The 26,291-nt window shown below is 37.8% G+C and carries 27 protein-coding genes, 1 rRNA gene and 1 other RNA gene; 22 read left to right on the top strand and 7 right to left on the bottom strand.

The features are described 5' to 3' along the window. Positions 1-81: 81 nt before the first annotated feature. Together iadA and RWU19_RS04195 are read left to right on the top strand one after the other, a co-directional pair. Positions 82-1,266, top strand: a complete 1,185-nt coding sequence (gene iadA / locus RWU19_RS04200; protein WP_002315780.1) for a beta-aspartyl-peptidase — start codon at positions 82-84, stop codon at positions 1,264-1,266. Positions 1,267-1,377: 111 nt separating this feature from the next. Further along, the gene (locus RWU19_RS04195) at positions 1,378-1,581 is read left to right on the top strand and encodes a CsbD family protein (RefSeq protein WP_002291027.1); all 204 of its coding nucleotides are present in this window, start codon (positions 1,378-1,380) and stop codon (positions 1,579-1,581) included. Between the two features lie 99 nt (positions 1,582-1,680). On the opposite strand, the gene RWU19_RS04190 is transcribed toward RWU19_RS04195, so the two are convergent. Further along, entirely contained in the window at positions 1,681-2,343 is a 663-nt protein-coding gene (locus RWU19_RS04190; protein WP_002315781.1) for an ABC transporter ATP-binding protein, read from the bottom strand. A gap of 12 nt (positions 2,344-2,355) precedes the next feature. After that, positions 2,356-3,852, bottom strand: coding sequence for an ABC transporter permease (locus RWU19_RS04185; RefSeq protein ID WP_002341208.1), 1,497 nt, complete (start codon positions 3,850-3,852; stop codon positions 2,356-2,358). Positions 3,853-4,399: 547 nt separating this feature from the next. Between RWU19_RS04185 and RWU19_RS04180 the strand changes: the two genes are divergently transcribed. The 7 genes from RWU19_RS04180 (at position 4,400) to RWU19_RS04150 (ending at position 11,132) form a co-directional block, all read left to right on the top strand. Next, entirely contained in the window at positions 4,400-6,079 is a 1,680-nt protein-coding gene (locus RWU19_RS04180) for a ribonuclease J (RefSeq protein ID WP_002287130.1), read from the top strand. A gap of 127 nt (positions 6,080-6,206) precedes the next feature. Next, a complete protein-coding gene (locus RWU19_RS04175) occupies positions 6,207-6,686 on the top strand; it encodes a YbaK/EbsC family protein (RefSeq protein ID WP_104764228.1) in 480 nt (159 codons plus the stop codon). A gap of 213 nt (positions 6,687-6,899) precedes the next feature. Beyond that, positions 6,900-7,580, top strand: a complete 681-nt coding sequence (locus tag RWU19_RS04170) for a metal-dependent hydrolase (RefSeq protein WP_002291020.1) — start codon at positions 6,900-6,902, stop codon at positions 7,578-7,580. A 7-nt stretch (positions 7,581-7,587) separates the two neighbouring features. Then, positions 7,588-8,919, top strand: a complete 1,332-nt coding sequence (locus RWU19_RS04165) for a DRTGG domain-containing protein (protein ID WP_123837628.1) — start codon at positions 7,588-7,590, stop codon at positions 8,917-8,919. Positions 8,920-8,933: 14 nt separating this feature from the next. Further along, the gene (locus tag RWU19_RS04160) at positions 8,934-9,896 is read left to right on the top strand and encodes a DHH family phosphoesterase (RefSeq protein ID WP_002291016.1); all 963 of its coding nucleotides are present in this window, start codon (positions 8,934-8,936) and stop codon (positions 9,894-9,896) included. Between the two features lie 111 nt (positions 9,897-10,007). Further along, entirely contained in the window at positions 10,008-10,346 is a 339-nt protein-coding gene (locus RWU19_RS04155) for a zinc ribbon domain-containing protein YjdM (RefSeq protein WP_002291014.1), read from the top strand. Between the two features lie 78 nt (positions 10,347-10,424). After that, positions 10,425-11,132: a zinc metallopeptidase gene (locus RWU19_RS04150; RefSeq protein WP_002287139.1), complete on the top strand. Its 708-nt coding sequence runs from the start codon at positions 10,425-10,427 to the stop codon at positions 11,130-11,132. Positions 11,133-11,289: 157 nt separating this feature from the next. Here the strand turns inward: RWU19_RS04150 and RWU19_RS04145 are convergent, their stop codons facing one another. Then, positions 11,290-12,780 (bottom strand): helix-turn-helix domain-containing protein, encoded by a 1,491-nt coding sequence (locus tag RWU19_RS04145; RefSeq protein WP_123837627.1) that lies wholly within the window; start codon positions 12,778-12,780, stop codon positions 11,290-11,292. Positions 12,781-13,099: 319 nt separating this feature from the next. Here RWU19_RS04145 and RWU19_RS04140 point away from each other — a divergent pair, with 319 nt between their 5' ends. From RWU19_RS04140 to RWU19_RS04130, 3 genes are all read left to right on the top strand, one after another. Then, positions 13,100-13,636 carry a TetR/AcrR family transcriptional regulator gene (locus RWU19_RS04140; protein WP_025477330.1) on the top strand — a complete coding sequence of 179 codons (537 nt, stop codon included), beginning with the start codon at positions 13,100-13,102 and terminating at the stop codon, positions 13,634-13,636. Positions 13,637-13,713: 77 nt separating this feature from the next. Further along, positions 13,714-15,084 carry an RsmF rRNA methyltransferase first C-terminal domain-containing protein gene (locus tag RWU19_RS04135; RefSeq protein ID WP_002335488.1) on the top strand — a complete coding sequence of 457 codons (1,371 nt, stop codon included), beginning with the start codon at positions 13,714-13,716 and terminating at the stop codon, positions 15,082-15,084. Between the two features lie 75 nt (positions 15,085-15,159). Next, the gene (locus RWU19_RS04130; RefSeq protein WP_123837626.1) at positions 15,160-15,495 is read left to right on the top strand and encodes a hypothetical protein; all 336 of its coding nucleotides are present in this window, start codon (positions 15,160-15,162) and stop codon (positions 15,493-15,495) included. A gap of 80 nt (positions 15,496-15,575) precedes the next feature. On the opposite strand, the gene RWU19_RS04125 is transcribed toward RWU19_RS04130, so the two are convergent. Next, entirely contained in the window at positions 15,576-16,433 is an 858-nt protein-coding gene (locus RWU19_RS04125) for a helix-turn-helix domain-containing protein (protein ID WP_002310185.1), read from the bottom strand. A gap of 106 nt (positions 16,434-16,539) precedes the next feature. On the opposite strand from RWU19_RS04125, the gene tadA reads away from it, so the two are divergent. The 6 genes from tadA to RWU19_RS04095 all read left to right on the top strand — a co-directional run bounded on the left by tadA (position 16,540) and on the right by RWU19_RS04095 (position 20,913). Further along, positions 16,540-17,055, top strand: a complete 516-nt coding sequence (gene tadA / locus RWU19_RS04120) for a tRNA adenosine(34) deaminase TadA (RefSeq protein WP_002373872.1) — start codon at positions 16,540-16,542, stop codon at positions 17,053-17,055. Positions 17,056-17,077: 22 nt separating this feature from the next. Then, an RNA gene (gene ffs, locus RWU19_RS04115) (signal recognition particle sRNA small type) lies at positions 17,078-17,162 on the top strand. A gap of 218 nt (positions 17,163-17,380) precedes the next feature. Then, positions 17,381-18,766 carry a bifunctional metallophosphatase/5'-nucleotidase gene (locus RWU19_RS04110; RefSeq protein ID WP_002328965.1) on the top strand — a complete coding sequence of 462 codons (1,386 nt, stop codon included), beginning with the start codon at positions 17,381-17,383 and terminating at the stop codon, positions 18,764-18,766. A 36-nt stretch (positions 18,767-18,802) separates the two neighbouring features. Next, entirely contained in the window at positions 18,803-19,480 is a 678-nt protein-coding gene (locus tag RWU19_RS04105; RefSeq protein ID WP_002328966.1) for a YutD family protein, read from the top strand. A gap of 7 nt (positions 19,481-19,487) precedes the next feature. Next, entirely contained in the window at positions 19,488-20,252 is a 765-nt protein-coding gene (locus tag RWU19_RS04100; protein ID WP_002290999.1) for a TIGR01457 family HAD-type hydrolase, read from the top strand. Between the two features lies 1 nt (position 20,253). Continuing rightward, positions 20,254-20,913 (top strand): TIGR01906 family membrane protein, encoded by a 660-nt coding sequence (locus RWU19_RS04095; protein ID WP_123837625.1) that lies wholly within the window; start codon positions 20,254-20,256, stop codon positions 20,911-20,913. 26 nt (positions 20,914-20,939) lie between these two features. Here the strand turns inward: RWU19_RS04095 and RWU19_RS04090 are convergent, their stop codons facing one another. Beyond that, the gene (locus RWU19_RS04090) at positions 20,940-21,449 is read right to left on the bottom strand and encodes a phosphatidylglycerophosphatase A (protein ID WP_002290997.1); all 510 of its coding nucleotides are present in this window, start codon (positions 21,447-21,449) and stop codon (positions 20,940-20,942) included. A 110-nt stretch (positions 21,450-21,559) separates the two neighbouring features. Beyond that, on the bottom strand, positions 21,560-22,558 hold the full coding sequence (locus RWU19_RS04085; RefSeq protein ID WP_002315792.1) for an NAD(P)/FAD-dependent oxidoreductase: 999 nt from the start codon (positions 22,556-22,558) through the stop codon (positions 21,560-21,562). 210 nt (positions 22,559-22,768) lie between these two features. Between RWU19_RS04085 and RWU19_RS04080 the strand changes: the two genes are divergently transcribed. Then, positions 22,769-23,353, top strand: coding sequence for a peptidylprolyl isomerase (locus tag RWU19_RS04080; protein WP_002290993.1), 585 nt, complete (start codon positions 22,769-22,771; stop codon positions 23,351-23,353). A 75-nt stretch (positions 23,354-23,428) separates the two neighbouring features. Here the strand turns inward: RWU19_RS04080 and RWU19_RS04075 are convergent, their stop codons facing one another. Beyond that, positions 23,429-24,622, bottom strand: a complete 1,194-nt coding sequence (locus RWU19_RS04075; RefSeq protein WP_185022577.1) for a MalY/PatB family protein — start codon at positions 24,620-24,622, stop codon at positions 23,429-23,431. Positions 24,623-24,685: 63 nt separating this feature from the next. Here RWU19_RS04075 and RWU19_RS04070 point away from each other — a divergent pair, with 63 nt between their 5' ends. From RWU19_RS04070 to RWU19_RS04060, 3 genes are all read left to right on the top strand, one after another. Then, positions 24,686-25,066 carry a CvfD/Ygs/GSP13 family RNA-binding post-transcriptional regulator gene (locus RWU19_RS04070; RefSeq protein ID WP_002290989.1) on the top strand — a complete coding sequence of 127 codons (381 nt, stop codon included), beginning with the start codon at positions 24,686-24,688 and terminating at the stop codon, positions 25,064-25,066. A gap of 75 nt (positions 25,067-25,141) precedes the next feature. Next, entirely contained in the window at positions 25,142-25,504 is a 363-nt protein-coding gene (locus RWU19_RS04065) for a hypothetical protein (protein ID WP_002310196.1), read from the top strand. A 698-nt stretch (positions 25,505-26,202) separates the two neighbouring features. Continuing rightward, positions 26,203-26,291 (top strand): 16S ribosomal RNA (locus RWU19_RS04060); the annotation flags it as partial.

The following is a 26,291-nucleotide window of genomic DNA, read 5'->3' as shown; positions in this document are numbered from 1 at the left end:
TCAAAGGAGTAAAGATTCTATCGTTTGGATTATTTTTTAAGATCCTATCATCAGTTATACTTAAAGAAAGAGGAAAAATGTATGAAGATCATCCGACAAATTGAAGTGTTTGCACCAGATTACTTAGGAAAAATGGACGTATTGATTGCCGGTGGGAAGATTTTGGCTGTAGAAGAACAGCTAGAAGGCGGCTACGAAGGAGTGGAAGTAGAAGAACTTTCAGGTGAGGGAAAAGTACTGACTCCAGGTTTCATTGACTGTCATTTCCATATTTTAGGCGGAGGAGGAGAAGGCGGTTATCAAAACCGAACACCAGAAGTTACATTAAGTCAATTGACTACAGCTGGTGTAACGACAGTTGTCGGTTGCTTGGGAACAGACGGAGAAGGTCGAGATATGACTGCTTTGATCAGCAAAGCGAAAGGACTTGAAGCAGAAGGAATCTCCACTTATGTGTACGAGGGTTCGTACCGATTGCCGGTAAAAACAGTAACAGATTCGATCATCAAAGACTTTTTAACAATCGATAAAATCATCGGAATCGGAGAAATCGCAGTATCCGATCACCGTTCTTCTCAGCCAAGTTTTGAAGAGTTCGCCCGTGCAGCAGCAGATGCTCGTGTAGGAGGCATGTTGTCGGGAAAAGCTGGGATCATCAATGTCCACTTAGGCGGAGGAAAAAGAAAGCTAGAGTTATTGACACGAATTGTAGAAGAAACAGAAATTCCGATCACACAGTTTTTGCCTACTCATGCGAATCGTACACCAGAATTATTTGAAGCTTGCGTGGCATTTGCTAAACGTGGCGGCACGATTGACTTCACCGCTAGCGAAGATCCTGATTTTTGGGAGAAGACAGATGGGGAAGTGCGCTTCAGTAAAGCATTGAAACGATTGATTGAGGAAGATGTTTCTTTAGATAATTTCACGATGACCTCAGATGGACAAGGAAGCTTGCCTTATTTTGATGAAAACAATCATTTCCTAGGGTTAGGAGTAGGAAGTGCTAAGGCATTGCTAGTAGGGATCAAAGAAGCTGTGCAAAAAGAAAATATTCCTCTGGAAATCGCCTTGCGAGCTATAACCAGTAACCCAGCACGTATATTGAAATTGGATAAAAAAGGAAAAATTGAAATTGGCGCAGATGCAGACTTGTGTATCTTGGACAAAGAAACGCTTGATATCGATACAGTTATTGCTAAAGGAGAAATAATGGTCCAAGAAAAAGAAGTCAAAGTATGGGGAACTTTCGAAAAAAGTTTTTGATCCACTATCTGTCTCATCCTTTTTTAGAAAACGAGCGTTCTGTTTGTCTGTATCTGTTGTTGATGTTACCCTGAAAGTAGATCAATAAACAAATTAAGAGGAGGAAACACAATGGCAGATTTAAAAGGGCGTTCTAAAGACATGAAAGACAAAGTAGTCGGTAAAGGAAAAGAAGCATACGGCAAAGCAACAGACGACAAGAGCAAAGAAACAGAAGGAAAAGCACAATCACTAGGTTCTGATATCAAAGAAAAAGCTCGTGATTTGGGCGATGAAATCAAAGACAAATTCTCTCGAAAAGATGAAAACAAATAAACAACGTTCATTACTAAATGAATCAAGCAAATAGAAATCCGAACCGTATCTGCTTCATAGATATGGTTCGGATTTTTTGTTTGAAAGTTATCCTGTTTTTTAAACTTCTATTTTTTGAAATTCTTTATTTTTTAGTTCAAAGACTTCATCGCAGCTTTTTGCTACTTCGACCTCATGGGTCACGATGATAATACAGCGATTTTGTTCATGGGCGATTTCTTGGAAAAGTTTGACGATATCTTGTGATGCGGTCTCATCCAGATTCCCAGTAGGTTCATCAGCTACAATCAGTTGATGTTCGCAACAGATAGCACGAACGATAGCGACTCGCTGTTGCTGACCTCCTGAAAGTTTGGTCACCTGTTTTTTTGCTAATACTTCATCAATTCCTACACGAGCTAGTCGATCTAAAGCAACTTGTCGATAATTCTCTTGTTTGGTTTTAGTGATCTCCATTGCTGTTATGACATTGTCTAGAGCTGATAAATAAGGAAGCAAGTTATAAGCTTGGAAAATAATCGAGACATCATTTTTACGATAACTTCTTAACCCGATTTTGTTCAGTGAACGATCTTGATAGTAAACCTTTCCTTCTTTTGGTGTATCTAATCCGGAAATAAGCGAAAGAAAAGTCGTTTTTCCAGAACCACTTGCTCCTAAAATAGCGTACATTTTTCCAGCTTCGAAATTCAGTTCTACATCTTTATAAAGCGCATCTTGCGGATCTTGATACCAAAATCCCAATTGTTCTGTCCGTAACATCAAATTCCTCCTTTAATTTAATAGGATTTTTCTTGGGTTTAATCTTAATATCCCTATAGAAGCTAAAAAGACAGAAAGCAGGCTGATTCCAAATGCTACTCCGGCTAGTAGTCCTAATTGTGTAGGTTTGACATTGATTTCCAATTCGCTGACTTGATCAGAAACAGCAAATGGATTATTCATGTTTCCTTGTTGCCCCCCACGTTGACCGCCTTGCCCGTTACCTGGCATTTGTCCACCGCCAGGAGCTTGTTGGTTTTGTGTCGTGGTTTCTGTCTGTTGGTCAAGTAGCTGCTGCCCCACGGCATTCGCGACGACGTTCCCGCTAATCGAAGCAACTCCTAATGCAAGAATCATACAAATAGCAACTTCGGTAAACAATTGGAGAATGATTTTACTTCTGGATTCTCCTAAAGACAACAAGACGCCTAATTCATGCCGACGCTCCCGGATGGTAATCATAATAATCAGAGTAAGTATGATAATACCGGCTACAGCCACTAGTAAAACAACATTTTTAGAAAAACTTGCCACATTGTTTAAAGGTTCCAACATTGACTGATACATGGAATCATTTGATTGTAAGCTAAATGTATCTGTGTCGATCAGCTTCTCTGCTTCTTCGAGAAATTTATCCATTTCATCTGGATCAGATAGAGTGTAAACAGCAGAATCTATCGTGTTATCGTCAGATGTCCCATTTAATTCATTTGCAAAAGTATAAGAGGTGTAAAGTGTATTCGACGGATTCATGAAGTTGAATTTCATACCCATACTGCTACTTGTTTCGCTAGATTCATAAATTCCTTTGACCGTCATTTCATAAGTGGTATCTTCATCTTCAGTACTCGTGATTGTGAAAGTATCTCCGACTGTCAGGTCATTTGCTTCTGCTAGCGTAGAATCAATGACTACGTTGTTTGTGCCTTTGTCGCTGTCATCTATTCCTTCACCATCCGTGATTTTTGCTGTCCCATCAGAAAAAGTACTATTTTGTGCAGTTGCTGACACACCGCTGATTTGAAAATCTGCTTGAGTCATTTGCGGATTTCCGCCCATTCCTCCGGCAGGTCCACCGCCTGCATCGGTAGTTTCTGAACTGTCTTCACTTGAATCAGAACTAGTGATGGCAGTTATTCCATCTTTTGCCATAGCTGAGGCGGAACTTTCAAAGGAATAGCTCTTTACATTATCTAATTTAGCTATTTTTTCCGCGTCCGTTAAGGATACTGGGGTAAGAGAAAAACTGCCCGGATCTGGACGTTCTTCAGCGGTAGAATTGCTTGAAGAAGTTTGTTCCTGTTTTTTAAATGAGGCTTCTCGATTGGCACTTAAAGTCACTGTTGCTCCAACTTCTTTTTGTGCTTGATTCGCTGCTTCTTCTGCAGCGCTTCGAATCGTGAGGCCAGCTAGCACAAAAATAAGAATGGCTGTGAACACGGCAAACAATAACAATGAACGTCCCCATTTTACTTTTGTACTTTTCCATGCACGTTTCATAAAATTCATATCTTGCATCCCTCCTAGTAGATGCATTTGATAATAGTCAACCTATCTTAAAGCTAGCTTAAATCTTATGCTGTTTGCACATCATCAACACGAGGTTCTGTATATATAAAAAGTCACTATAGTTATTGCAAAAAATGTGGTAAAATGAAAAAAGTATGTTTCAAACCGACGAAGAAGAGATGAAAGAGAAACAGCAAAAGAAATACTAGATGTTACAGAGGAATTTTCATTTGCTTAGTGATTCTAACAATTGCTGATACTAGCGATTTAGTTCATTTGTTGTATAATAATGGGGAACAGCCGAATACTTATATAAGGATTCTGGCTATAGCGTTTCGCAAAAGATCCATTTTGTTAATGAAGTATATCCAAAATAAAATGCCCATCCAACTGTCAGAACGCGGATGTGCTGGTAATTTTCCTGCTGATTCTCCATAAGTTGAGAACTAGTGATTTTGCATGTGCTTCATTGGAATGGCTCGTAAATTTAGATAAAGAAGAAAATCGACATCTTTAAACTTGGATGTCATAAGAAGAGGTGAAATTTGTGAGTACCATTAAAATTATCCCATTAGGCGGCGTTCGCGAAAATGGAAAAAACATGTATGTCGCAGAAGTGGGCGAGGATATTTTCATATTAGATTGTGGACTAAAATATCCTGAAAATGAGTTGCTGGGAATCGACGTCGTCATCCCAGATTTTACGTATTTAGAAGAAAACATTGATCGTGTAGCTGGTGTCTTTTTAACACACGGGCACGCAGATGCGATCGGGGCGCTTCCTTACTTGTTGTCGAAAATTTCTGTACCAGTGTTTGGAACGGAGTTGACGATCGAGTTAGCAAAATTGAATGTCAGTCGTAACGAAGCAGCCAAAGGATTTAAGGATTTCCATGTGGTAGATGAGCATACAGAAATCGACTTTGGTGAAACAGTAGTGAGCTTTTTCCGTACCACTCACACGATACCAGATTCAGTGGGGATCAATCTGAAAACAAAAGAAGGTAGTATCGTTTATACGGGAGATTTTAAATTTGATCAAACGGCTATCCCGATGTATCAAACAGATTATGCACGATTGGCAGAAATCGGCAAAGAAGGAGTCTTAGCTTTACTGAGTGAATCGGCAAATGCAGAGAATCCTCAACCTGTAGCTTCTGAAGCTCAGATAGCTGATGAAGTATTTGATACGATCAAATATTGGGAAGGACGCATCATCGTCGCCTGTGTAGCAAGTAATTTGCAACGAGTGCAACAAGTATTGGACGCAGCAGAAAAAGCACAACGAAAAGTTGTCTTGACTGGTCAAGATTTCGAACGAATTATTCGAACAGCGATGCGTTTAGAAAAACTTCAATTACCAAGTGAAGATTTGCTTGTTACATTGAAAGACATGAAAAACTATGATCCAGAAGAACTAATCATTTTAGAAACTGGCCGAATGGGTGAACCCATCAAGTCTCTGCAAAAAATGGCAAACGGCACACACCGTAATGTCAAGATCGAAGAAGGGGATTTGGTTTATATCACTACTACGCCAAGCATCGCGATGGAAACAATCGTGGCGAAAACGGAAGATATCATTTATCGAGCTGGTGGAACAGTGAAATTGATTTCTGAGAATATGCGTGTTTCTGGTCATGCCAATCCTAATGATTTGCAATTGATGATCAATTTGATGAAGCCGACATATTTTGTGCCAGTTCAAGGGGAATATCGGGAATTAGCTGCTCACGCAGATTTGGCTCATGCAGTAGGGATGCCTTACAAAAATATCTATATTACTGGACGCGGAGATGTGCTGGAATATAAGAATAAACGTATGAGTGTTGCAGGAACTACAAGTGCAGAAAATGTAATGATTGATGGTTTAGGCATAGGCGATATCGGAAACATTGTTTTACGTGATCGGAAAATCTTATCAGAAGATGGGATTTTCGTAGCGGTTGTCACTATTAGCCGAAGAGAGAAGAAAATCATCTCAAAACCTCAAATCACTTCACGAGGATTCGTTTACGTAAAAGCTAGCCGTGATCTGATGAAAGAAAGTAGCAACATGATCGAAACGATCGTCGAGAAACATTTAGAAAGCAATGATTTTGAGTGGAGCAAATTAAAGCAAGATATTCGTGATCAATTAGGTCGTTACTTATTTGAACAAACAAAACGACGTCCTGTGATCTTGCCAGTCATCATGGAAGCTACTCAACGCCGAAATAAGAAATAAATAAATAAGAGTAAGATGGCTCTCTCTATAGAGTGCTCGTCTTGCTCTTTTTTTGAGGGAAACAAATGATTTTTGAATACAGTATCCCTCGTTTTATAATAAACGATAGAATAAAGGGAGTGGATCCATGATGAGTCAAACAAAAGTCGAACGTTATTTAGAAGAACAAAAAATCAGCTATCAACCACTTGATTTTAGTCATATAGTAGAGGGATCTTTCACAGAAGAACTACAAAAAAGAGGGATTGATCCAGCTTTGATATGTAAAACTCTCGTAGTAAAAGGGAACAAAACCGGGGTGATCATCGCATTGATTCCTTTGGATGATCATTTAGATTACAAAAAAACGAGACAAGTGACGAAAGATCGTAAAGTCGGTTTTCCTGGAATGGATTTTGTATTAACACATACAGGCTATCCTCACGGAGCGAATACCCCTATTGGAATAAAACTCGCACATCCTGATTATTGTTTTTTAGCAGACAGTTCTTTAAAAGAAAAAGAAGAAGTGATTGTGTCGAGCGGTGAAATCGGGAGAAGCCTCCAGATAAAAGTAGCTGATTTAGAAAAAATCGTCCATCCTATTTACGCTGATTTAATTAGTTAAGTGACGAGAAGAGGAGCCAAGCAGAGAGCTCAAACTTGAGATTATATCTGCTTGGTACTTGGTGCATCCTGTATTATCTGTTACAATTACTTTGTGCATACTGTACTATCAATCCAATGAAAATATATTTAGTAACTATATTTTTTCATTGATGTGCAAGTAATGAAATCGGTTTTAATAAAAAAGATACAGAGAAAACGTGAGGTGTAGAATATGAAAATTACGTATCATGGACATTCTTGTTTAACGATTGAAATGGAAAATGGCCAACGTGTGATGATTGACCCGTTTATTACAGGAAACCCATTGTCAGATTTAACTGCAGAAGAAGTAAAGACAGATTGGTTGCTGATTACTCATGGACATAGTGACCATATAGGAGATATGATCCCTATTGCAAAAGAAAATCAAGCCACGGTTATCAGTATTGTTGAGATCGCTGATTATGCAAATAGCAGAGGAGTAGATTCATTCGGTATGAATATCGGCGGAAAACATGCATTTCCATTCGGCACAGTAAAATTCGTCCATGCACAGCATAGTTCAAGCTATGAAGTAGATGGTATCGTTCAGTATATGGGTGAGCCTAGCGGAATCATTATCCAAGCAGAAGGCAAAACGATTTATCATGCAGGAGATACAGCTTATTTCAGTGATTTAGGATTGCTTGCAGAGGAATTCGATATTGATGTTGCTTTCTTGCCGATTGGTGATAACTATACGATGGGACCAGAGGATGCGGCTCGGGCTGCACAAACAATTCGTGCCAAGAAAGTCGTTCCAATCCATTACAATACGTTCCCTGTTATTGAACAAGATCCTGAATCTTTTGTAGCATTACTGGAAGATAGCGAAGGAAAAATAATGAGCGTCTCGGAAACGCTGGAAGTGTAGGCAGAAAATGGCGACAAAACATGATTTGATTTTAGAATATATTGAAAGTTTACCTGTGGGCAATCGAATTTCTGTAAGAAGCATCGCAAAAGAATTGAATGTCAGTGAAGGAACAGCATACCGTGCAATCAAAGATGCGGAAAATGTCGGACTAGTTTCAACGATTCAACGAGTAGGAACGATCCGTATCGAACGTAAATTAAAAAAACATATTGAACGTTTGACATTTGGCGAAGTCGTCCGAATCATTGAGGGGGACGTTTTAGGTGGCTCAGCAGGATTAGATAAGGTCTTGAATAAATTCGTCATCGGAGCGATGACTAAACATGCCATGGAACGCTATATTACACCAGGCTCACTGATGATCGTCGGCAACCGGGCGGAAGTCCAAAAATTAGCATTGGAAGATGGCGCTGCAGTATTGATCACAGGCGGATTCAATACGACTGCTGAGATTGCAAAGCTAGCCGATGAACTTGAAATGCCAATCTTGCGCACCTCTTATGATACATTTACAGTCGCTACCATGATCAACCGAGCATTAAGTGACCAATTGATCAAAAAAGATATTATGCTTGTTAGCGATATCTACATGCCGGCAGAAAAGACACATTATTTGCAGCAGATGGATACGATATCTGATTATCAACGTTTGTCAGAAGAAACGCAACATTCACGTTTTCCAGTCGTTAACCGCCATCACCGTTTGATGGGGATCGTTACGGCAAAAGACGTTTTAGGGAAATCACCAAATCAGATCATTGATCGAGTGATGACGAAAGAACCAATCAGTGTAAAGAAAACAATGAGTATTGCTTCTGTTAGCCATCAAATGATCTGGGATGGGCTGGAAGTCATGCCGGTCGTTTCCGATGACTTGACATTGGAAGGCTTGATTACCCGGCAAGATGTAATGAAAGCGATGCAGCTTGTCCAGCGACAACCGCAGATTGCAGATACGATTTCAGATCAGATATCTGGAAATATCCATACGATTGATACCGATCGTGAAGGGAACCGTTTGGAAAACCCTAAGTTCAAATTTGTAGTGACACCACAAATGGTCAATGGTGTTGGAACCATTTCTTTTGGTGTACTTAGCGAAATCATTTCTGATGTCGCACAAAAAACAATGGTGATGAACCAAAAACGAAATATCTTGATTGAACAAGTGAACCTACATTATTTGCGGCTGATCCAATTGGAAAGCGAGTTGGACATTCGTCCACGTGTATTGGAAATCGGCAGACGTTCCGCTAAATTGGATATCGAAGTATTTATTGAAAATACCATCGTTTCCAAAGCAATCGTTGTTTGTCAAGTAATGGAACGTTCTTAGAAAGCAGGAGTGAAATGACAGTACAGCAAGAAATAGTAGATACAATAAAAAAATACGATAAAATCATTATCCACAGGCATTTGCGCCCTGATCCTGATGCGTTAGGATCACAAGTAGGATTAGCCGAACTATTACGGGAAAGTTTCCCAGAAAAAGAAATACGACAAGTAGGTGAAACGATTGAAGGTCTTCGCTTTTTAGCAGAAATGCAAGAGGTTGAAGATGCCTTCTATCAAGGAGCACTAGTCATCGTGACCGATACAGCTAATTCACCCAGAATCAGTGATCAAAGATATCAGTTAGCAGAAAAGCTGATCAAAATCGATCATCATCCCAATGATGACCCTTATGGAGATCTTGTGTGGGTAAATACAAAAGCAAGCAGTTGTAGTGAGATGATTGCAGAATTTGCTTTGATGTTTCCTGAATTATTTAAGATGAACGTGGAAGCTGCACGGTTACTTTATGCGGGAATCGTCGGAGATACAGGGCGCTTTTTGTATCCCTCCACGACGTCCCGTACATTAGAGATTGCATCGATATTGAGAAATTATCCATTTGATGCAAGTGCTTTGAATAGAGAGATTGAGCAAATGCCGATGAAAGTCGCTAAACTTTCCGGTTATCTTTATCAAAATATCCAGGTGGATGAAAATGGTGCAGGAAGAATAATCCTTCCGCAAGAAATTCTTGATAAATATGGAATCGATGATTCAGAGACGGCTTCAATCGTTTCTCTTCCTGGAGTGATCGACGAAGTACTAGCTTGGGGTATTTTTGTTCAGCAGCCTTCAGGACATTACCGCGTACGCTTACGTTCTAAGGGACCAGTCATCAATGAATTAGCGAAACGCCATCATGGGGGAGGCCACCCATTAGCAAGTGGTGCGAATGCAAAAGATTTAGCAGAAGTAGAGGAAATCTATAAAGAGATTCAAGACATTTGCCAATCGTATAAGAGTAGAGAAACGAAGTAACAACTTCATTCGAAAACGTTCCTTTTGTGGTAAAAATCACAAATGTATCTTTTCAACATCTTCTTTTTCCGTTACAATAGTGCTCACTAAAGATTTTAAAGGAGAAAGAAGATGACATTACCAAATTGCCCAGAATGCGGCTCAGAGTACACATATGAAGATCGAGGTCTGTTGATTTGCCCAGAATGCGGGAACGAATGGAGCAAAGAAGAACAAAAAACTGTCATAGAAGACGGATTAGTGGTATTAGATGCAAATGGAAACCGTCTGTCAGAAGGCGATAGCGTGACAGTGATCAAAGATTTGAAAGTAAAAGGTGCATCAGGTGCCATTAAACAAGGAACGAAAGTCAAAAACATCCGCTTAGTAGAAGGCGACCATAATATCGATTGTAAAGTAGAAGGATTTGGACCGATGAAACTGAAATCGGAATTTGTGAAAAAGAATTAAAGAATATTCAAGGTCTTTTCACATTCTTTTCTTGCTACTAATGATAAAATAAAGGAAACAAAAAGGAGTGAAACGACAATGTATGGTTATGGAATGTATGGTTTTTTAGATCCGACATTTCTTTTGGTCATTCTTGGATTAGTCATTTCCGGAATTGCGTCAGCTTATGTCAATAGTACTTTCCGCAAATATGATCAAGTGAGAAGCAAAAACAACGTGACTGGTACACAAGCAGCACAATATATATTGCAAAGCCAACAAATAAATAATGTTGGCGTTCAACAAATTGCCGGAGATCTCACAGATAACTACAATTCAGGTAATAAGATGCTGAGCCTGTCTCAAGCGACTGCGCAATCTACTTCAGTTGCTGCGATAGGTGTAGCAGCTCATGAATGCGGACATGCGGTGCAAGATGCCTCGGGGTATGTTCCATTGAAGATCCGTGCGGCACTTGTTCCCGCAGCTAACTTTGGTTCGATGATTTCGTTCCCATTGATTATGGTAGGTGTATTGCTTAGTTGGAACTCTACGTTGATCAATATCGGGATTTTTGCTTTTTCTTTAGCGTTACTCTTCCAATTGGTGACATTACCAGTTGAATTCAACGCATCTCGTCGAGCAATCCAAATTTTGAGTGAAGGCGGACTGCTGACGGAAGAAGAAGTACCGATGGCAAGACACGTATTGTTTGCAGCGGCATTGACTTACGTTGCAGCGGCGCTTTCGACATTCTTGCAACTACTGCGTCTGATTTTATTGTTTGGCGGTAACCGAAGAGATTAACATAAAGAGGCTGGGACAGAAGCATTTAACTCCAAGAAATAAGAAGGAATTCACGAAAATTGCTTTTCAAATTTTTGTGAATTTCAGCTTATTTCCGAAGGAGTTGCTTCTGCTTCCGCCGTTTATACGTGTTTAGAGCGTGAGACAAAAGTGTTCTTTACTTTTGTCCCACGCTTTTTGTTTTATTCTCATATCTTTTTTTCATATACAGTTCTTGAATCGCTTTTATCAACTCACCGAATAATACTGTATCGTGGTTTGTATCTAGATAGAAAGTTTCCGTTTCAGCTGATATTTTCTCATGCTGATCTGTAATAATCAAATCAGCATGTTCAGGACATTCGATAATCTTGATTGCTTCATTGCGAAATAGTTTCTGTAAATGACTTTGCAGATGGTAATTCCCTGTGAATGGTTTGGTTATCTGCAAGTGGATGAGTAATTGTTCTTTCATTTCTGTTTGTAATAAGTGTTGGATCAATTGACTAAGGTATTGACTTAATTGAACTTTTTTTCTAGAGTTTGAAAAAATTGTGTCGATTTTTTCTCTTAATTTTTTTTCCTGTATAAAAGAAGCTGTTTGATTGGAGGTAGTTTCTGGAAAGCAGAGTGTAGAAAAGCTACTGCTAGATTCACCTAATAGTTCCAAAAGAATAACTGCTAGTACGAGAAAATAAAAATAGATCGGTTTTTTGTCTTCCAAATGATTGATAGGAAACTGTTGAGTTAAGTAAGTCATCAATTGATCGACTTGTTGGCAAATAAGGTTTTTGCTTGTGGAAAATAAGAAACCAATCACCTGTTTTTGTTGGAATGAAATTTGATTTGGAAAAAAACAATAGAAAAAATAATTGAAGTAGGCTCTTTCCGTTTCTACCTCTTCACAGGGATAAATCGCTGAAAAAGAAGTAAAGCATTCTGAATAATCATGTGTACGCTGCAACAAATCCATTAATTCAGTAATTTCAGGAGAAATTTTCGAAAAACGTGTCTGTTGTCTGTTACGACATATGAATAAAGCAAGTAATAAATAGATGTTTTTTTCTTGTTTTGGATTTTTTTCTCTGTGCTCATCCTTACTTTTCTTTTTTAGTGTATTTAATTCAAGAGAGGAAAACGGCCAATCGTCTCCTTCGAATGTATCTGAAAGAAAAAAATAAAGATAAAGGCGGATAGATAATTCGTTTCCTTCAAGAACACAGCAGTTTTGTACAGATACGATCCTTAAATGGAATTTATTTAATGAATGATTGAGCTGTTTTGTCAGCTTTTCGAGATAGGAGGGCGATATATAAAGTTGTTCAAGTAAATACTTTTTTGGTACAGCAGATTGTGGATAATTGATCAGCAACATTAAATAATTAAAACGATTGGATTCTTGTAGGTAGCGTAATCTTAACTTATAAAAAACAGCTAGCTTTTTAGGCTGATCGGTTTCTTTGGTGTAGATCTCTCCTTTATGGTTAGAATAAATAAATTCCTCCATCAATAAAAATTGCTTGAGCGAAAAATTTACTTTCCGAATCAACTCTTTGATTGTTCGTTTTGGAATATGCAATTCATTGGCTAATTCCTGTAAAGAACAATTTTTTTTTTGAATGACCCTGTGCAGAACAAGCAACTCTTTTTTTCTTGCTTCAATTAACATAATAGCCTCCTTTTATTCTGTTTTTGTATATAGTTAGACAAAAACTGTGAGTGGAAAGTCATTTCAGTGTGTGTTATTCTCACAGAGTACCGCCTTTTGTTTGTATATATTGTTATTTAAATCTTGTTATCACCTTGTTTATTCTATTGTTTATTTCATAGGATGTTTTGTCAAGGCTTTCTTGTATAAGAAGTAAATATACTTGATTTTTAATGGATATATCTAAAGTAATTATGAAGGTTATCAGTGATTATTTCGCTATTTTTTTAATTTTGTATGTTATTTATTAGAGGATAGTTGAAGAGGGAAGGAGGTAAGAATAATGGGGAGAGTAACGAATTATAGTAAAGAATACTTGCTGTTCAAAAGTATGGTATATGTGGAAGAATATGGAATGAAATCAATTACTGCAAGAGATCTGGCGGATTTCTGCGGTTGCTCTACATATCCGATTTATACACATTTCAAATCGATCAGCGGGTTAAAGGAGAAAATATTAGAAGAAATCACTGTTTGCTTTGAACGATACTTAGCTGAATGCAATTCCAATGATGTTCTAAGCACAGTCTACTTGCTGAAAGATTTTTTTTCTATCCATGAAAGTATCCGTGGAATCATTGCAAAATCTGAATTAGACATGAATTCGCTATTTAAACGGCCATTTTTCTCATACATCAAAAGCCACACGAAAATCAAAGAAGAAAAGTTGCTTGAATTGCTTTGGCTTAATGCATTGGGAAGTTTAAGCTCAGATAATTTTTCTCAAGATTTTTTTGAAACGATGAACGCTGTTTGGGATAAAAACGAGGTGACGGATGAATACTTGGAAAGTATCTTAAAGGACCAGTTATCTTAGGCAGCAACATGAAAAAGTAGATCATCCACCTTTATTTTTCGTAAAAAAGATTGTAAAATGTCTAACGAAACATTTGAATGAAGGAGGAAGCTACAACGTTACCACAGCAATTTATCAAAAAATACCGTCTTCTTTTAGGCGAAGAATCAACTGAATTTTTTTGCGCACTTGAGCAAGGAAGCGCAAAAAAAGGATTTCGGTGGAATCCACTAAAACCGGCAGGATTGGCTATGGTTCAAACTTACCATAGCGAAGAATTGCAACCCGCTCCCTACAGCAATGAGGGATTTCTTGGCACTGTGAATGGAAAGTCTTTCCTCCATCAAGCTGGGTACGAATATAGCCAAGAACCAAGTGCAATGATCGTTGGAACAGCTGCTGCAGCAAAACCCGGAGAAAAAGTGTTGGATTTGTGTGCGGCTCCCGGCGGTAAATCGACCCAATTAGCTGCTCAAATGAGAGGCAAAGGGTTATTAGTGTCAAATGAGATATTTCCGAAACGCGCGAAGATCCTATCAGAAAATATAGAACGATGGGGAGTTTCGAACGCAATAGTGACAAATCATGCACCTGCAGAGCTTGTTCCTCATTTTTCCGGTTTTTTTGATCGAATCGTGGTTGATGCGCCTTGTTCAGGGGAAGGGATGTTCAGAAAAGACCCGAATGCAGTAAAAGAGTGGACAGAAGAATCTCCGCTACACTGTCAAAAACGTCAGCAAGAGATTTTGTCTTCAGCAATAAAGATGCTAAAACATGAAGGGCAGCTTATCTACTCTACTTGTACGTTTGCACCAGAAGAAAATGAAGAGATTATTAGCTGGCTTGTAGAAAATTATCCAGTAACAATTGAAGAAATCCCTTTGTCTCAAACCGTTAGTTCAGGACGTCCTGAATGGGGAAGCGTAGATGGTTTGGACAAAACAGTACGTATATGGCCTCATGAAAATCAAGGAGAAGGGCATTTTGTCGCAAAGTTGACTTTTCATGGACAAAACCCGACGTGTAAAGAAAAGAAAGTACGTAAGAAACGGAAAGAACAATTGACAAAAGAACAGGAAAAACTTTGGACGGAATTTTCAATGGATTTCCATTATGAAATCACTGGGAGACTTTTAGTGTTCAACGATCATCTTTGGGAAGTTCCTGAGTTGCTCCCTTCTCTTGATGGTTTGAAAGTCATGCGTACAGGTTTGCATTTAGGAGATTTCAAAAAGAATCGATTTGAACCTAGCTATGCCTTAGCACTTGCTATGAAAAAGACAGAAAACATCCCTTGTTTGTCGATCACTCAAAAGGAATGGCAATCTTACACAGCAGGAGAAACATTTCAACGTGATGGGGATCAAGGATGGGTTTTATTAGTATTGGATAAGATACCTGTCGGTTTTGGTAAACAAGTAAAAGGAACAGTAAAGAACTTTTTTCCTAAAGGATTAAGATTTCGCTGATTTCGATGAGTGGATTAGTTCGTTTATTTTTTTGTCTATGCTATGATTGAAGTAGATAAAAAGGAGCTGATACTTATGAAAACATCAACAAAAGTAACAATTGGATTAAGCGTAGCAGCCGCTGCCAGTGTAGCGACAGCAGTCGTCGTATCGGGAAAAGTAATGGAAAAGATCCATCATATGACTACTCGGACAAAAGTAAAAAAATTCGTCCATGACAAATTCGATGGAAATGAAAAATTGATGGAAATCGTAGATGATCTCTCAGATAGTGACTTGGATTCTTTGATGAGGATGTTAGCAAAAATAAAATCAGGAAAAAAGAAAATCTCTGTTTACGGTGATTCCATCAAAGACTCAACCGAAGACGTAAAAGATCGCCTTATGCATTTTGTTGAAAAAATGATGTAAGAGAAACTAGCTTTTGAACACTATTCATTCGAAATAAGGGGTTGTGACAAAATTTTTGTCATAACCCCTTTAACTTATCTTTAATCATGTTCATGAATCAATAAAAGGTAGCAAAACAGTAAATCATTGGCTTTTTTTAGATTGAAACCTGATTGTTCTTGAAATTTTTCGATTCGATATTTTAGCGTATTCCGATGAAGAAACAATGTTTTTGCAGCAGAGCTGACATTACCTAATTCATTCCATAATTCTTGAATGATCTCTTCCATTTCATTTTGTTTGATCAGTTCTATGTAACTTTTGATCAACGCACTATCTTTCATGACATCTTTTGTATAGTAATGTAAAGCAACATCTTGCATAGAAAAAGTACGGCTGTGAGTATAGAGATTGTTTTGCTCTGTTAAAAAAATTCTTCTTTCTTCAGCAAACAAAGGGACAAGGTCGCTACCTGGTGAATGAAAAGAACCAACGAATACAGACGTTGTCGTATCAAAATCAGCATCTAAAGATAGAAAAATACCATTGATCTCAGCAGCATCAAGATAATCACAGTTTTTTTGTTCGATCAAGAGAGCATCAGTATCTGTATAAAAGAAGAAATCAGCAGAATAGCGAAATAATTCCAAAATAGTATCTTGCCATTCTTTTTTTAAGAATTCTCCTTTCGACTCGACGTGAAGCTGGATCAAGCGAAAGCTTTTTTCTTGGATGCAAGAAGCATCTTTAAAAAGATAGTGATACCATGGATGTTTTTTTTGATCGCTGACTATAGGGAATAACGCTTTCAAAAGACTAGTTTCTTGTTGGGATAGTGAATCGCTTTTGATCCAAATAAAAGCATCATCAACTGCAAAAGAAAGGATATCAGCTTCTGACGCTGGACAGTTTTTTTTCTGTGCTTGTGGGTAAAGAGCAAGTAATTTATTCATTTTCATCTTGTTCACCTCTTGTATTTATTTTACCATAGAAAAAAAAGTTAGTTACAGCCTTTTTGTCATATGCTAAAGTAAAACAAGAAAAAACAAAGGCAGGGAAGGATAATTGGTTAATACAAATCTTGATGCAGTAGATAAAGAAAAATGGATGCGCCTTGCATTGGCAGAAGCAAAAAAAGCAGAAGTGCTCCATGAGGTTCCGATTGGAGCAGTGGTTGTATTAGAGGGAGAAGTAATTGGAAAAGGATATAACCTTAGAGAAACGACACAAGATGCTACTACACATGCAGAAATGCTTGCAATCAAGGAAGCCTGTGAAAAAGTTGGAAGTTGGCGCTTAGAAAATGCGTCTCTTTTTGTTACCTTGGAACCTTGCCCTATGTGCAGTGGCGCGATGATTTTGTCTCGTGTAGCAGAAGTTTATTTCGGTGCATATGACCCGAAAGGCGGAACAGCCGGCACTTTGATGAATCTTTTGGAAGACGAACGATTCAACCATCAAGCGTATGTAGAAGGTGGCATTTTAGAAGACGAATGCGGGAAGATTTTGACTGACTTTTTCCGAAAGCTACGTCAGCGAAAAAAGAAATTAAAAAAAGACTGGTCAACGAATGAAAAATAAGGTATACTATTCTTTGCCGAAAGGCTAGGACAATGGTGGGCTTGTGAAGCGTGTCAGGTCTGGAAGGAAGCAGCACTAAGCAGGTTCCGCCATGTGTCTGATTATAATGAAACGACGACAGACTTTCGGGTCTGTTTTTTTTATTTCTAGAAATAATTAGGCTATAAAACTGAATGGTTTTTCGTTCTTTTAGCCAGACTATTTTATCGAATATTATACTTATGTAATTTGCTTTTAGGCAGGAAAAGCTCTGAAATGGAGCTTGTTTCAATGGAAGAAAAAGCTGCCTGTGGTATGATGAAGATAAAGAGAGGCGAGAGGACACATGGAAAAAATAGTGATTTTACATACGAATGATCTGCATTCACATTTAGAAAATTGGCCAAGGATCAGAAGATTCTTAGATCAGCGTAAACGAGAAAACGAAAAGAAAGAAAATACGACAACGATTGCAGTCGATCTAGGTGATTTTGTGGATCGTTGGCATCCATTATCAGAGGCAACGAATGGACAGGCGAATATCTTGCTGATGAATGAAGTTGGTTATGATGCAGCGACGATAGGAAACAATGAAGGCGTAGGAAATTCCAAAGAAGATCTAAATCATTTATATGATCATGCTGAGTTTGATATCATCCTTGATAACTTGTTCGATAAAAATACGTTGCAGCCACCGATATGGACGAAACCGTATAAAATCATTACAACGAAACACCAGACAAAAATTGGCTTGATTGCATTTACTGCCCCGTTCCCGCTTACGTATAATCCAAATGGCTGGGACATACGCAATCCATATGATATTTTGCCGGAATTAGTCGAAGATTTACGTCCACAAGTGGATGTTTTAGTTTTGATGAGTCATCTCGGGATTCAAGATGATTTACAAATTGCAAAAGAAATACCAGCAATTGATGTTATTTTAGGTTCGCACACCCATCATTTATTCAGAGAAGGTCATGTAGTCAACGATGTCCAAATAGCAGCAGCTGGTAAATACGGTCAGTATGTGGGAGAAGTCCATTTAACCATCGATGAAGAAAAAAAAATCCTTAAGCATTCGGCCAAAGCCATCCCTACAGAAACAATGACAGCTTTTACAGAAGATGAACAAGAGGTAAACGGTTACTTAGAACAGGGGCATGAGCTGCTAAAAGAAAAAGAAGTAGCGGATTTGCCGTTTTCTTTAAGCCTAGATATCTTCAGTGAGCATTCGTTTATCCAAGTAGCCCTTGAGGCGGTGAAAGAACGAGGAAAGACGGACGCCGCAATATTAAACAGTGGTCTGTTTTTAACTGAAATTCCAAAAGGACGGGTCAATCAAGATCAGCTTCACACGGCATTGCCACATCCAATGCACTTGCTGAATGTCACATTGGGTGGAAATGATCTGATTCGTTTAGTTTTAGAAATAGAAAAAAATCGTCTTTTTTTACGTAACTATCCGATGAAGGGAATGGGATTTCGCGGCAAGATTTTTGGACAGATGGTCTATAATGGAATCACGTATGATTCTGTTAACCACCAAGTCTTTTGGAAGAACAAGCCAGTCGATCCGACTAAAAATTATACTTTTACTACCGTCGATCATCTAATGTTTGTCCCATTTTTTCCAACGATCGAAATTGTTGGAAAAAATGAATTTTTGTTTCCTGAATTTATCCGAAGCGTGGTAGGAGATTACTTGAAAGCTCACTACCCAATCAAATAAAAACAAGGTATAATAAAAAAGATAGGTGGTGAACGCATGTCTGCAAAACAAAATGAACAGCAGAACGTTGAGCATAAAACAGAAATTGCTAAGAAAAAATCATCAGCTGAACAGGAAAAAACAGTCACAGAAGAATTGACAGCTGCTTTGGAAGAAATCGTCGAGGAGCCGAAAGCAGAAAAAGTCAAAGGTGAATTAGTGACGCTGTTAGATGACAGTAATTTTTTGGTAGGCGAAAGACATTATCGGCTTGTGTCCGATTATCGTGAAGGATTTAATGCAGAAAAACTGGGAGAACGATACAGTGATGTATTAGCCCGATATGATTATATCGTAGGAGATTGGGGTTATGAACAACTACGTTTAAAAGGATTCTTCCGAGCGGATAATCGACGGGCGCATCCGGATCAGCGAATTGATTCATTGGAAGACTATCTTTACGAATATTGCAATTTTGGTTGTGCGTATTTTGTCATCGAAAGAATCGGCGGTAAAAAAGAAAAGACAACTCAGCGCCGAAAAAAGAAAAAAAACCATAATCGTGCGTATATCGATGAGAAAAAAGGACCAGTCACATCGAATCGCAAAAAACCGGTTATTAAAAACCGAAAAACAGAGTCAGCAAAAACCTCTGAAAAAGTAAAAAAACAGGAACAATCTAAACAAGTGGAAAAAACAAAAACAGCATTTACGATAAGAAAAAGGGAAGAGTAGTGGATGAATGGATTATAAAGGATATTTAATTGATTTAGACGGGACGATTTATCGCGGGACGGAACCTATACCGGCAGGAAAACGGTTTGTGGAAGAATTACAAAAAAGGAAATTGCCTTTCTTATTTGTTACGAATAACACGACTAAGTCGCCAGAAACAGTGGCTAATCGTCTAGCAGATGAGTTTGACATTCATGTAGCACCAGAAACAGTTTATACAGCTACTTTGGCTACAATTGATTTCATGAAAACAGATGGAAAAGGAAAAAAAGTGTATGTTATCGGAGAAGCCGGATTGATTGACTTGATTTTAGCTGCCGGATTTACATGGGAAGAAGAGGTTCCTGACTATGTAGTAGTAGGGCTAGATAATTATTTGACCTATGAAAAGGTCGTCAAAGCAACTCTTGCTATTCAAAAAGGGGCTACTTTCATTGGAACGAATCCGGATAAGAATATACCTACCGAACGAGGTCTTCTTCCTGGAGCTGGGTCAGTCATCTCTTTCGTCGAGACAGCAACCCAAACTCCACCAATTTATATCGGAAAACCAGAAGCAATCATTATGGATAAAGCCGTTGAAGTATTAGGTCTGCAAAAAGAAGAAGTAATCATGGTTGGAGATAACTATGAAACAGATATCCAAGCAGGGATACGTAATAATATCGATACTTTGCTCGTTTTATCAGGTTTCACAAAAGAAGAAGATGTACCTGGGCTGCCTATCCCAGCTACCTATGTGAAACGATCATTGGATGAATGGAGCTTCTAATATGAAAAATTCGAGATGGCGGTGGTTGGAATATGCCGGATTATTCAGCCTGTTTCTGACGCTAATCAGTTTGGCAGTTGGAGTGACGATCAATTTTCGACCGCTGTATGTATTTGATATCGGACATTTGCATATTTTGGATTATACTTCTTTAGACCAAGAGACATTACTGAAAAATTTTGATCACCTGATGAATTATCTTAATAATCCCTTCCAAACAGTCCTCAGTTTGCCGGACTTTCCAGTTTCTGTTAGCGGAGCTCATCATTTTTATGAAGTGAAAATTTTGTTTTTAGTGGATTATGCTGTATTTTTCATCACTCTGATTCCAAGTATTTTGTTTATCAGATATTTGCAAAAGAATGATCGTCTTTGGCGATTGATTCGTCCGTTTCAGATTGGCATGTTGCTGCCAGTTATTTTCGGTTTTTTCATGATGATCGGATTTGATCGCTTTTTTATCCTTTTTCATGAAACGTTTTTCAACAACGATGACTGGTTATTCGATCCTGTGACTGATCCAATCATCAATGTACTTCCAGAAGAATTTTTCATGCATAGCTTTATCTTGTTCTTTGTAGTATTAGAAGTATTTTTTGCTATTTTTCTTTTCTTAGGGAAAAATAGCTTGAAACAAACAAAAAAGAAAGAACTCGTCTAAATAGACGTTTTCTTTCTTTTTTTGATTTATTGAGTAAGTCGACTTCTTTTTTCTGGTTCTTTGTGTGCTAATCGACTGGCAGCAGCAGCGGCGATTGCTCCGACGATATCATCTAAGAAGGTATGGACATGAACGCCATCGTGGCTGTTTAGTTCTTTTAAAATACCAGGTTTCACTTTATCGATATAGCCATAGTTTGTAAAGCCAATCGTACCGTAAACATTCACGATTGATAAAGCTAAGATCTCATCGATACCGTAAAGACCTTCGTCATCTTCGATAATGTGTTGCAACGGATCCATCAATCTTTTCTTTTCTGCTAATATATCTAATTGGATTCCGGTGATAATGGCGTTATGTACTTCACGTTTTGTTAATACGCTGTTGACACTTTCAGTACAATCTGCCAAAGTCAAATCAGAAATATAGTCTTTTTGTAAAAACATGACAAGTTGTGCGATATCTTCTACAGTTACGCCACGTTCCTTCAATAGTTCTCTTGCTTTTTCTTCTAAAGTCTCAGTTTTGACGACCATATTATTGCTCCCCCTTTATTTTTCTTTCTCTATTTCATGTTAACGGAACATGAAAAAAATGCAAGAAACTGCTTTCGGATCTCGCTTGAAATGCAGAGGAATCTAAAAAATCAACTAGGACGAAGATTTTTATCATATAAGCTTGTGCTGTGACCAGGCTGAGTCCGTTCTTTTGGATTAATGTAGTGTAAAGCATTGTTCACTGCGGTAGGTGCTTCACCGAGCCCAGTAGCAATCAGTTTCACTTTTCCTTCATAGGTACAGATATCACCAGCTGCATAAACACCTGGAATAGAAGTAGACATATCTGATTTTACAGTGATGGCATTTCTGGTACTATCAAGTCCCCAAGAAGAGAGATGTTCTAAATTAGAAGTGAATCCATAATTGACGATCAGAGCATCAATCATCAAATCAATTGTTTCATCGCTCTTCACTTTTTTTAAGCGGATATCTGACAGTTCTCCATCGTTTCCAGACAATCCATCGATTAGATATGGAGTAAGCAAGTTGACAGATGAAGACTTCAAACGTGATACGCTATGTTCATGCGCACGGAATTCCGGACGACGATGGATCAGGTAAACTTCGCTTGCAATAGGCTCCAACATCAATGCCCAATCGATAGCAGAATCGCCGCCTCCAGCAATAGCAACTTTTTTTCCGGCATATTTCATCAAATCATTTACGAAATAATCCAATCCGTGGTTTTCGAATGCTTCAGCATTATCTAAATTCAATTTTCTTGGCTGGAATGAACCATTCCCTAAAGCTAAAATGACTGCCTTAGAATAATGTATGCCTTTATTTGTAGTGATCTCGATAACTTCGTCTTCACGAGTAAGCGAGAGAACTTCTTCTTTTAAATGAAATGTATGGTTAAAAGTAGTTAACTGTTTTTCTAATTGATCGATTAATTCACTTGCTTTGATTGCTGGATAACCTGGGATATCGTAAATATATTTTTCGGGATATAATGTTGCTAATTGACCACCGAGTTGAGGTAGACTGTCAATGATTTTTGTTTTAGCTTGGCGCATTCCTGCATAAAAAGCGGCAAACATCCCCACAGGACCTGCACCGATAATTGTAATGTCATAGATTTCCATAAAAAATTCCTCCCTTTTCACACTATAGCAGAATTTAATTGAGAATGCTTCTCAAAAATATTTGAAGTTGAAATGGCCAGTCATAGAATTTATTGATGGAATGCAGGCAGTGATGAAAAAATAAAGAAAAACAAATCTAGTATTTTTACGGAAGGTTAGGTATTATGTTATTATTATTTATGAAGTATGCAAATAATAGGAGGAAACAATATGGGATTCCCACAACTAGATTTAAAAAGTGAAAAAGGACCAAAAGCTGTTATCAAAACAAACCGTGGTGACATTACTGTCCAATTATTCCCTGAACTAGCACCGAAGACGGTTCAAAATTTCATTGAACTTTCCAAAAAAGGTTATTATGATGGCGTGATTTTTCACCGTGTTATTCCTGATTTCATGATTCAAGGCGGCGATCCAACTGGAACAGGAATGGGTGGAGAAAGTATTTATGGAGAAAGCTTTGAAGATGAATTCAGTCGTGAACTGTTCAACCTTCGCGGAGCTTTATCTATGGCAAATTCAGGTCCAAACACAAACGGAAGCCAATTCTTTATTGTAAATAACACAAATGTGCCAGCTAATATGCTTGGACAATTGGAAGGTGCTGGATTCCCATCAGAAATCATTGAAGCGTATAAAGGTGGCGGAACCCCTTGGTTAGATTTCCGACATACAGTCTTTGGACATGTACTGGAAGGAATGGATACAGTAGATGAAATTGCAAATGTGCAACGTGGTCCACAAGACCGCCCTGTACATGACGTAGTGATTGAAACAATCGAAATTTCAGAATAGTTTGGTATGATACGGAGTATTTATAGAAAAGGACGAAACCTAGTAAGGTCTCGTCCTTTTACTTTGATAACTGATTTATTCAGTTGTTTCTAAAGCGTGCTTGATTCGATGAAGTCCTTCTAGTAAAGTCTCTTCTGGACAAGCAATATTCAAGCGCATATGTCCATGACCGGAAGGACCAAATGTGATACCAGGATTTAATACGACTTTTCCTTTTCTCACTAGAGTATTCTCTAATTTCTGGTCGTCTGAAATATAAGCGGTAAAATCCAACCACATTAAATAAGTTCCTTCAGGGTTCATTATTCTCACTTTCGGAAGATGCTGTTCAAAAAACTGATTAACTGTTTGAACATTTTTTTCTAGATAAGGAATCAGTTGACTTAACCATTCTCCACCGGTCTCATAAGCCGCTTGAGTCCCAATCAAACCAAAAGTGTTGATTTCGTGCTGTTGATTCATCACTAGATGTTTTTCAAATTTATCTTTCAGCTCTGGATTTTTGATAAATACCATTGAATTTTTGATTGCAGCTAAATTGAAAGTCTTTGTTGCAGAAGTAAAGGCAATGAGCAAATCGTCCAAATCGGGATTAATCGTCAGCATGGAAGTAAATGTATGATCGAATAAAGTCAAATCTTGATGGATTTCGTCACTAAACAGAAACACTCGATGTTTTAAACACAATTCGCTTAACTGTTTCAATTCTTCTTTGTTCCAAACGCGACCTCCTGGATTGTGAGGATTGCACAAGATCATTGCTTTTACATTGTTTTCTTCTATTTTTTTCTCCATGTCAGAAAAGTCCATGACAAAATGATTATTTTTTTCTAGCAAAGAGCTTCGAACAATGTGACGTTGATTTGTTTCTATAATAGAGGAAAATGGAGGATAAACTGGGTCGTGAATCAAAATAGAATCACCTGGTTTTGTAAAAGTTTGTACTGCTGCAGCTAAACTAGTCAACACACCACTTGTAAAAACAATATTTTCTTTCGTCAACTCAACAGCATGGCGTTGACGTTCCCAATGAATGATAGCCTGATAGAGTTTATCAGACAGAGTGGCATAACCAAAGATTCCGTGTTTGATGTATTCACTAAACGCATTAGCTACCCCCTCGGGAGATAAGAAATCCATATCTGCTACCCACAAAGGAAGTAAATCATCCATTTGATATGTCTCGGCAATCGCGTCCCATTTTACACTTTCTGTATCTTTTCTTGAAATCTTTTTATCAAATTCGATCATCTCAATACCTCCAGTCATTTTCGTCGCTTCTTTTTTTGAGCTATTTACAGTATAATGATAAATGCGAAGAGAGGGAAGTAGATGACTTATAAAATTGGACAAATAATTGAAGGAAAAGTAACAGGGATACAGCCTTATGGGGCATTCGTCTCTCTTGATAATGAGACGCAAGGACTTATTCATGTTTCGGAAGTACAATCCGGTTATACGAAAAATATCCATTCATTGTTAAAAGTCGGGCAGCCAGTAACCGTTCAGATCATCGACATTGATGAATATTCCAAAAAAATCAGTTTATCTTTAAGAACATTAGAAAAAACAAATCCAGCTGTTCCTTATCGTAGAAAAAGATATTTCACGAATAAAAATCGTAAAATCGGTTTTGCTACTATTGCGGAGCAGTTACCTATTTGGATAGAAGAAGCGTTATCTGAATTAGAACGGAAAGAAAATAAGAAATAAAAAGTGTGTATTTTTTCTGAAAATGTGCTAGAATTTTTATGTAAGCCATAGAACAAGGTGATCGAGGTGGAAATTTTGGCAAGCAAAAGAGTTGCTGGTACAATTATGTTGCATTTGGAGGATGGTTCTAAAAAATTTTTGGTCCATTCAATTGATGACAAGTTGGAATTTGCGTTAGCGGAACTTTCTGAAGGGAAGACTGGTTTAGCGAATATACTTAATTTCTTAAAAGAAATAGTTCATATCGATGTTAGCAAGATTAGTTTGATGGAATTGACAAATACACATATTAATCAGGAAAATGTTCCGTTGTTTGTCTTTGAGACTGAACAAAAGAATCAAAGAGAAGAATTAGGCGAAGGATATATTTGGGAAGAACCAGGTCAAATGCGCTCTGTTCTTGGAACTTACGAAGTAGAGGGAGTGCCTTTCTTCTAAAATACAGATTAAGCGAACAAAGAAGTTTGAATTTTTTTCAAACTTCTTTTTTTATTGTTTGATCCAGAAAAGACATTGAAATGTTCTGCTATAGATAATTTTTTAGTGCATTTTATTTTCAAAATATGTAGAAAACGGTTGTATAACGAATAATAATAATTGATCGAAAAATCATTTCACAAAGTAATGCTTAATTTATAGTTGACCAAGGAAGAAATACATGATAAATTTAACAGCGTTGATTCTGGAAGCGGACGTTATATCACGTTTCTGAAAAAACTTAAAAAATAGTTATTGACATGTTGATAATGACATGATAAGATAACTGAGTCGTTAAAAAAGAACAACTTGCGAAGCTTGATTCTATCGAAAAAAACTTCAAAAAAGTTCTTGACAAATAACAAACGATGAGTTATGATAAATGAGTTGCTGAAAGATTTCGAAAAACGAAATCGAAAAAACTTTTAAAAAAGAGTTGACAATCACTTGTCACTCTGATATGATACAAAAGTTGCTGCGGCAACCATACAAATCGGAAAAACACTTCCGATGAAGTAGACCTTTGAAAACTGAACAAAGTAAGACAAACCAAATGTGTAGGGCGTCTTGATTCAATTCAAGACAACAAACATTTTTTAACAAGCAAGCAATATGCTAGCAAACAAATTGAGCTTAACAATCGCAAGATTGTTCGAACTTTTTATGAGAGTTTGATCCTGGCTCAGGACGAACGCTGGCGGCGTGCCTAATACATGCAAGTCGTACGCTTCTTTTTCCACCGGAGCTT

Source organism: Enterococcus sp. 2STP (assembly GCF_032465635.1).
GTDB classification, from domain to species: Bacteria; Bacillota; Bacilli; order Lactobacillales; family Enterococcaceae; genus Enterococcus_B; species Enterococcus_B lactis.
Note: the sequence above shows the minus strand (reverse complement) of the source record. Positions and strands in the feature narration are given on the sequence as shown.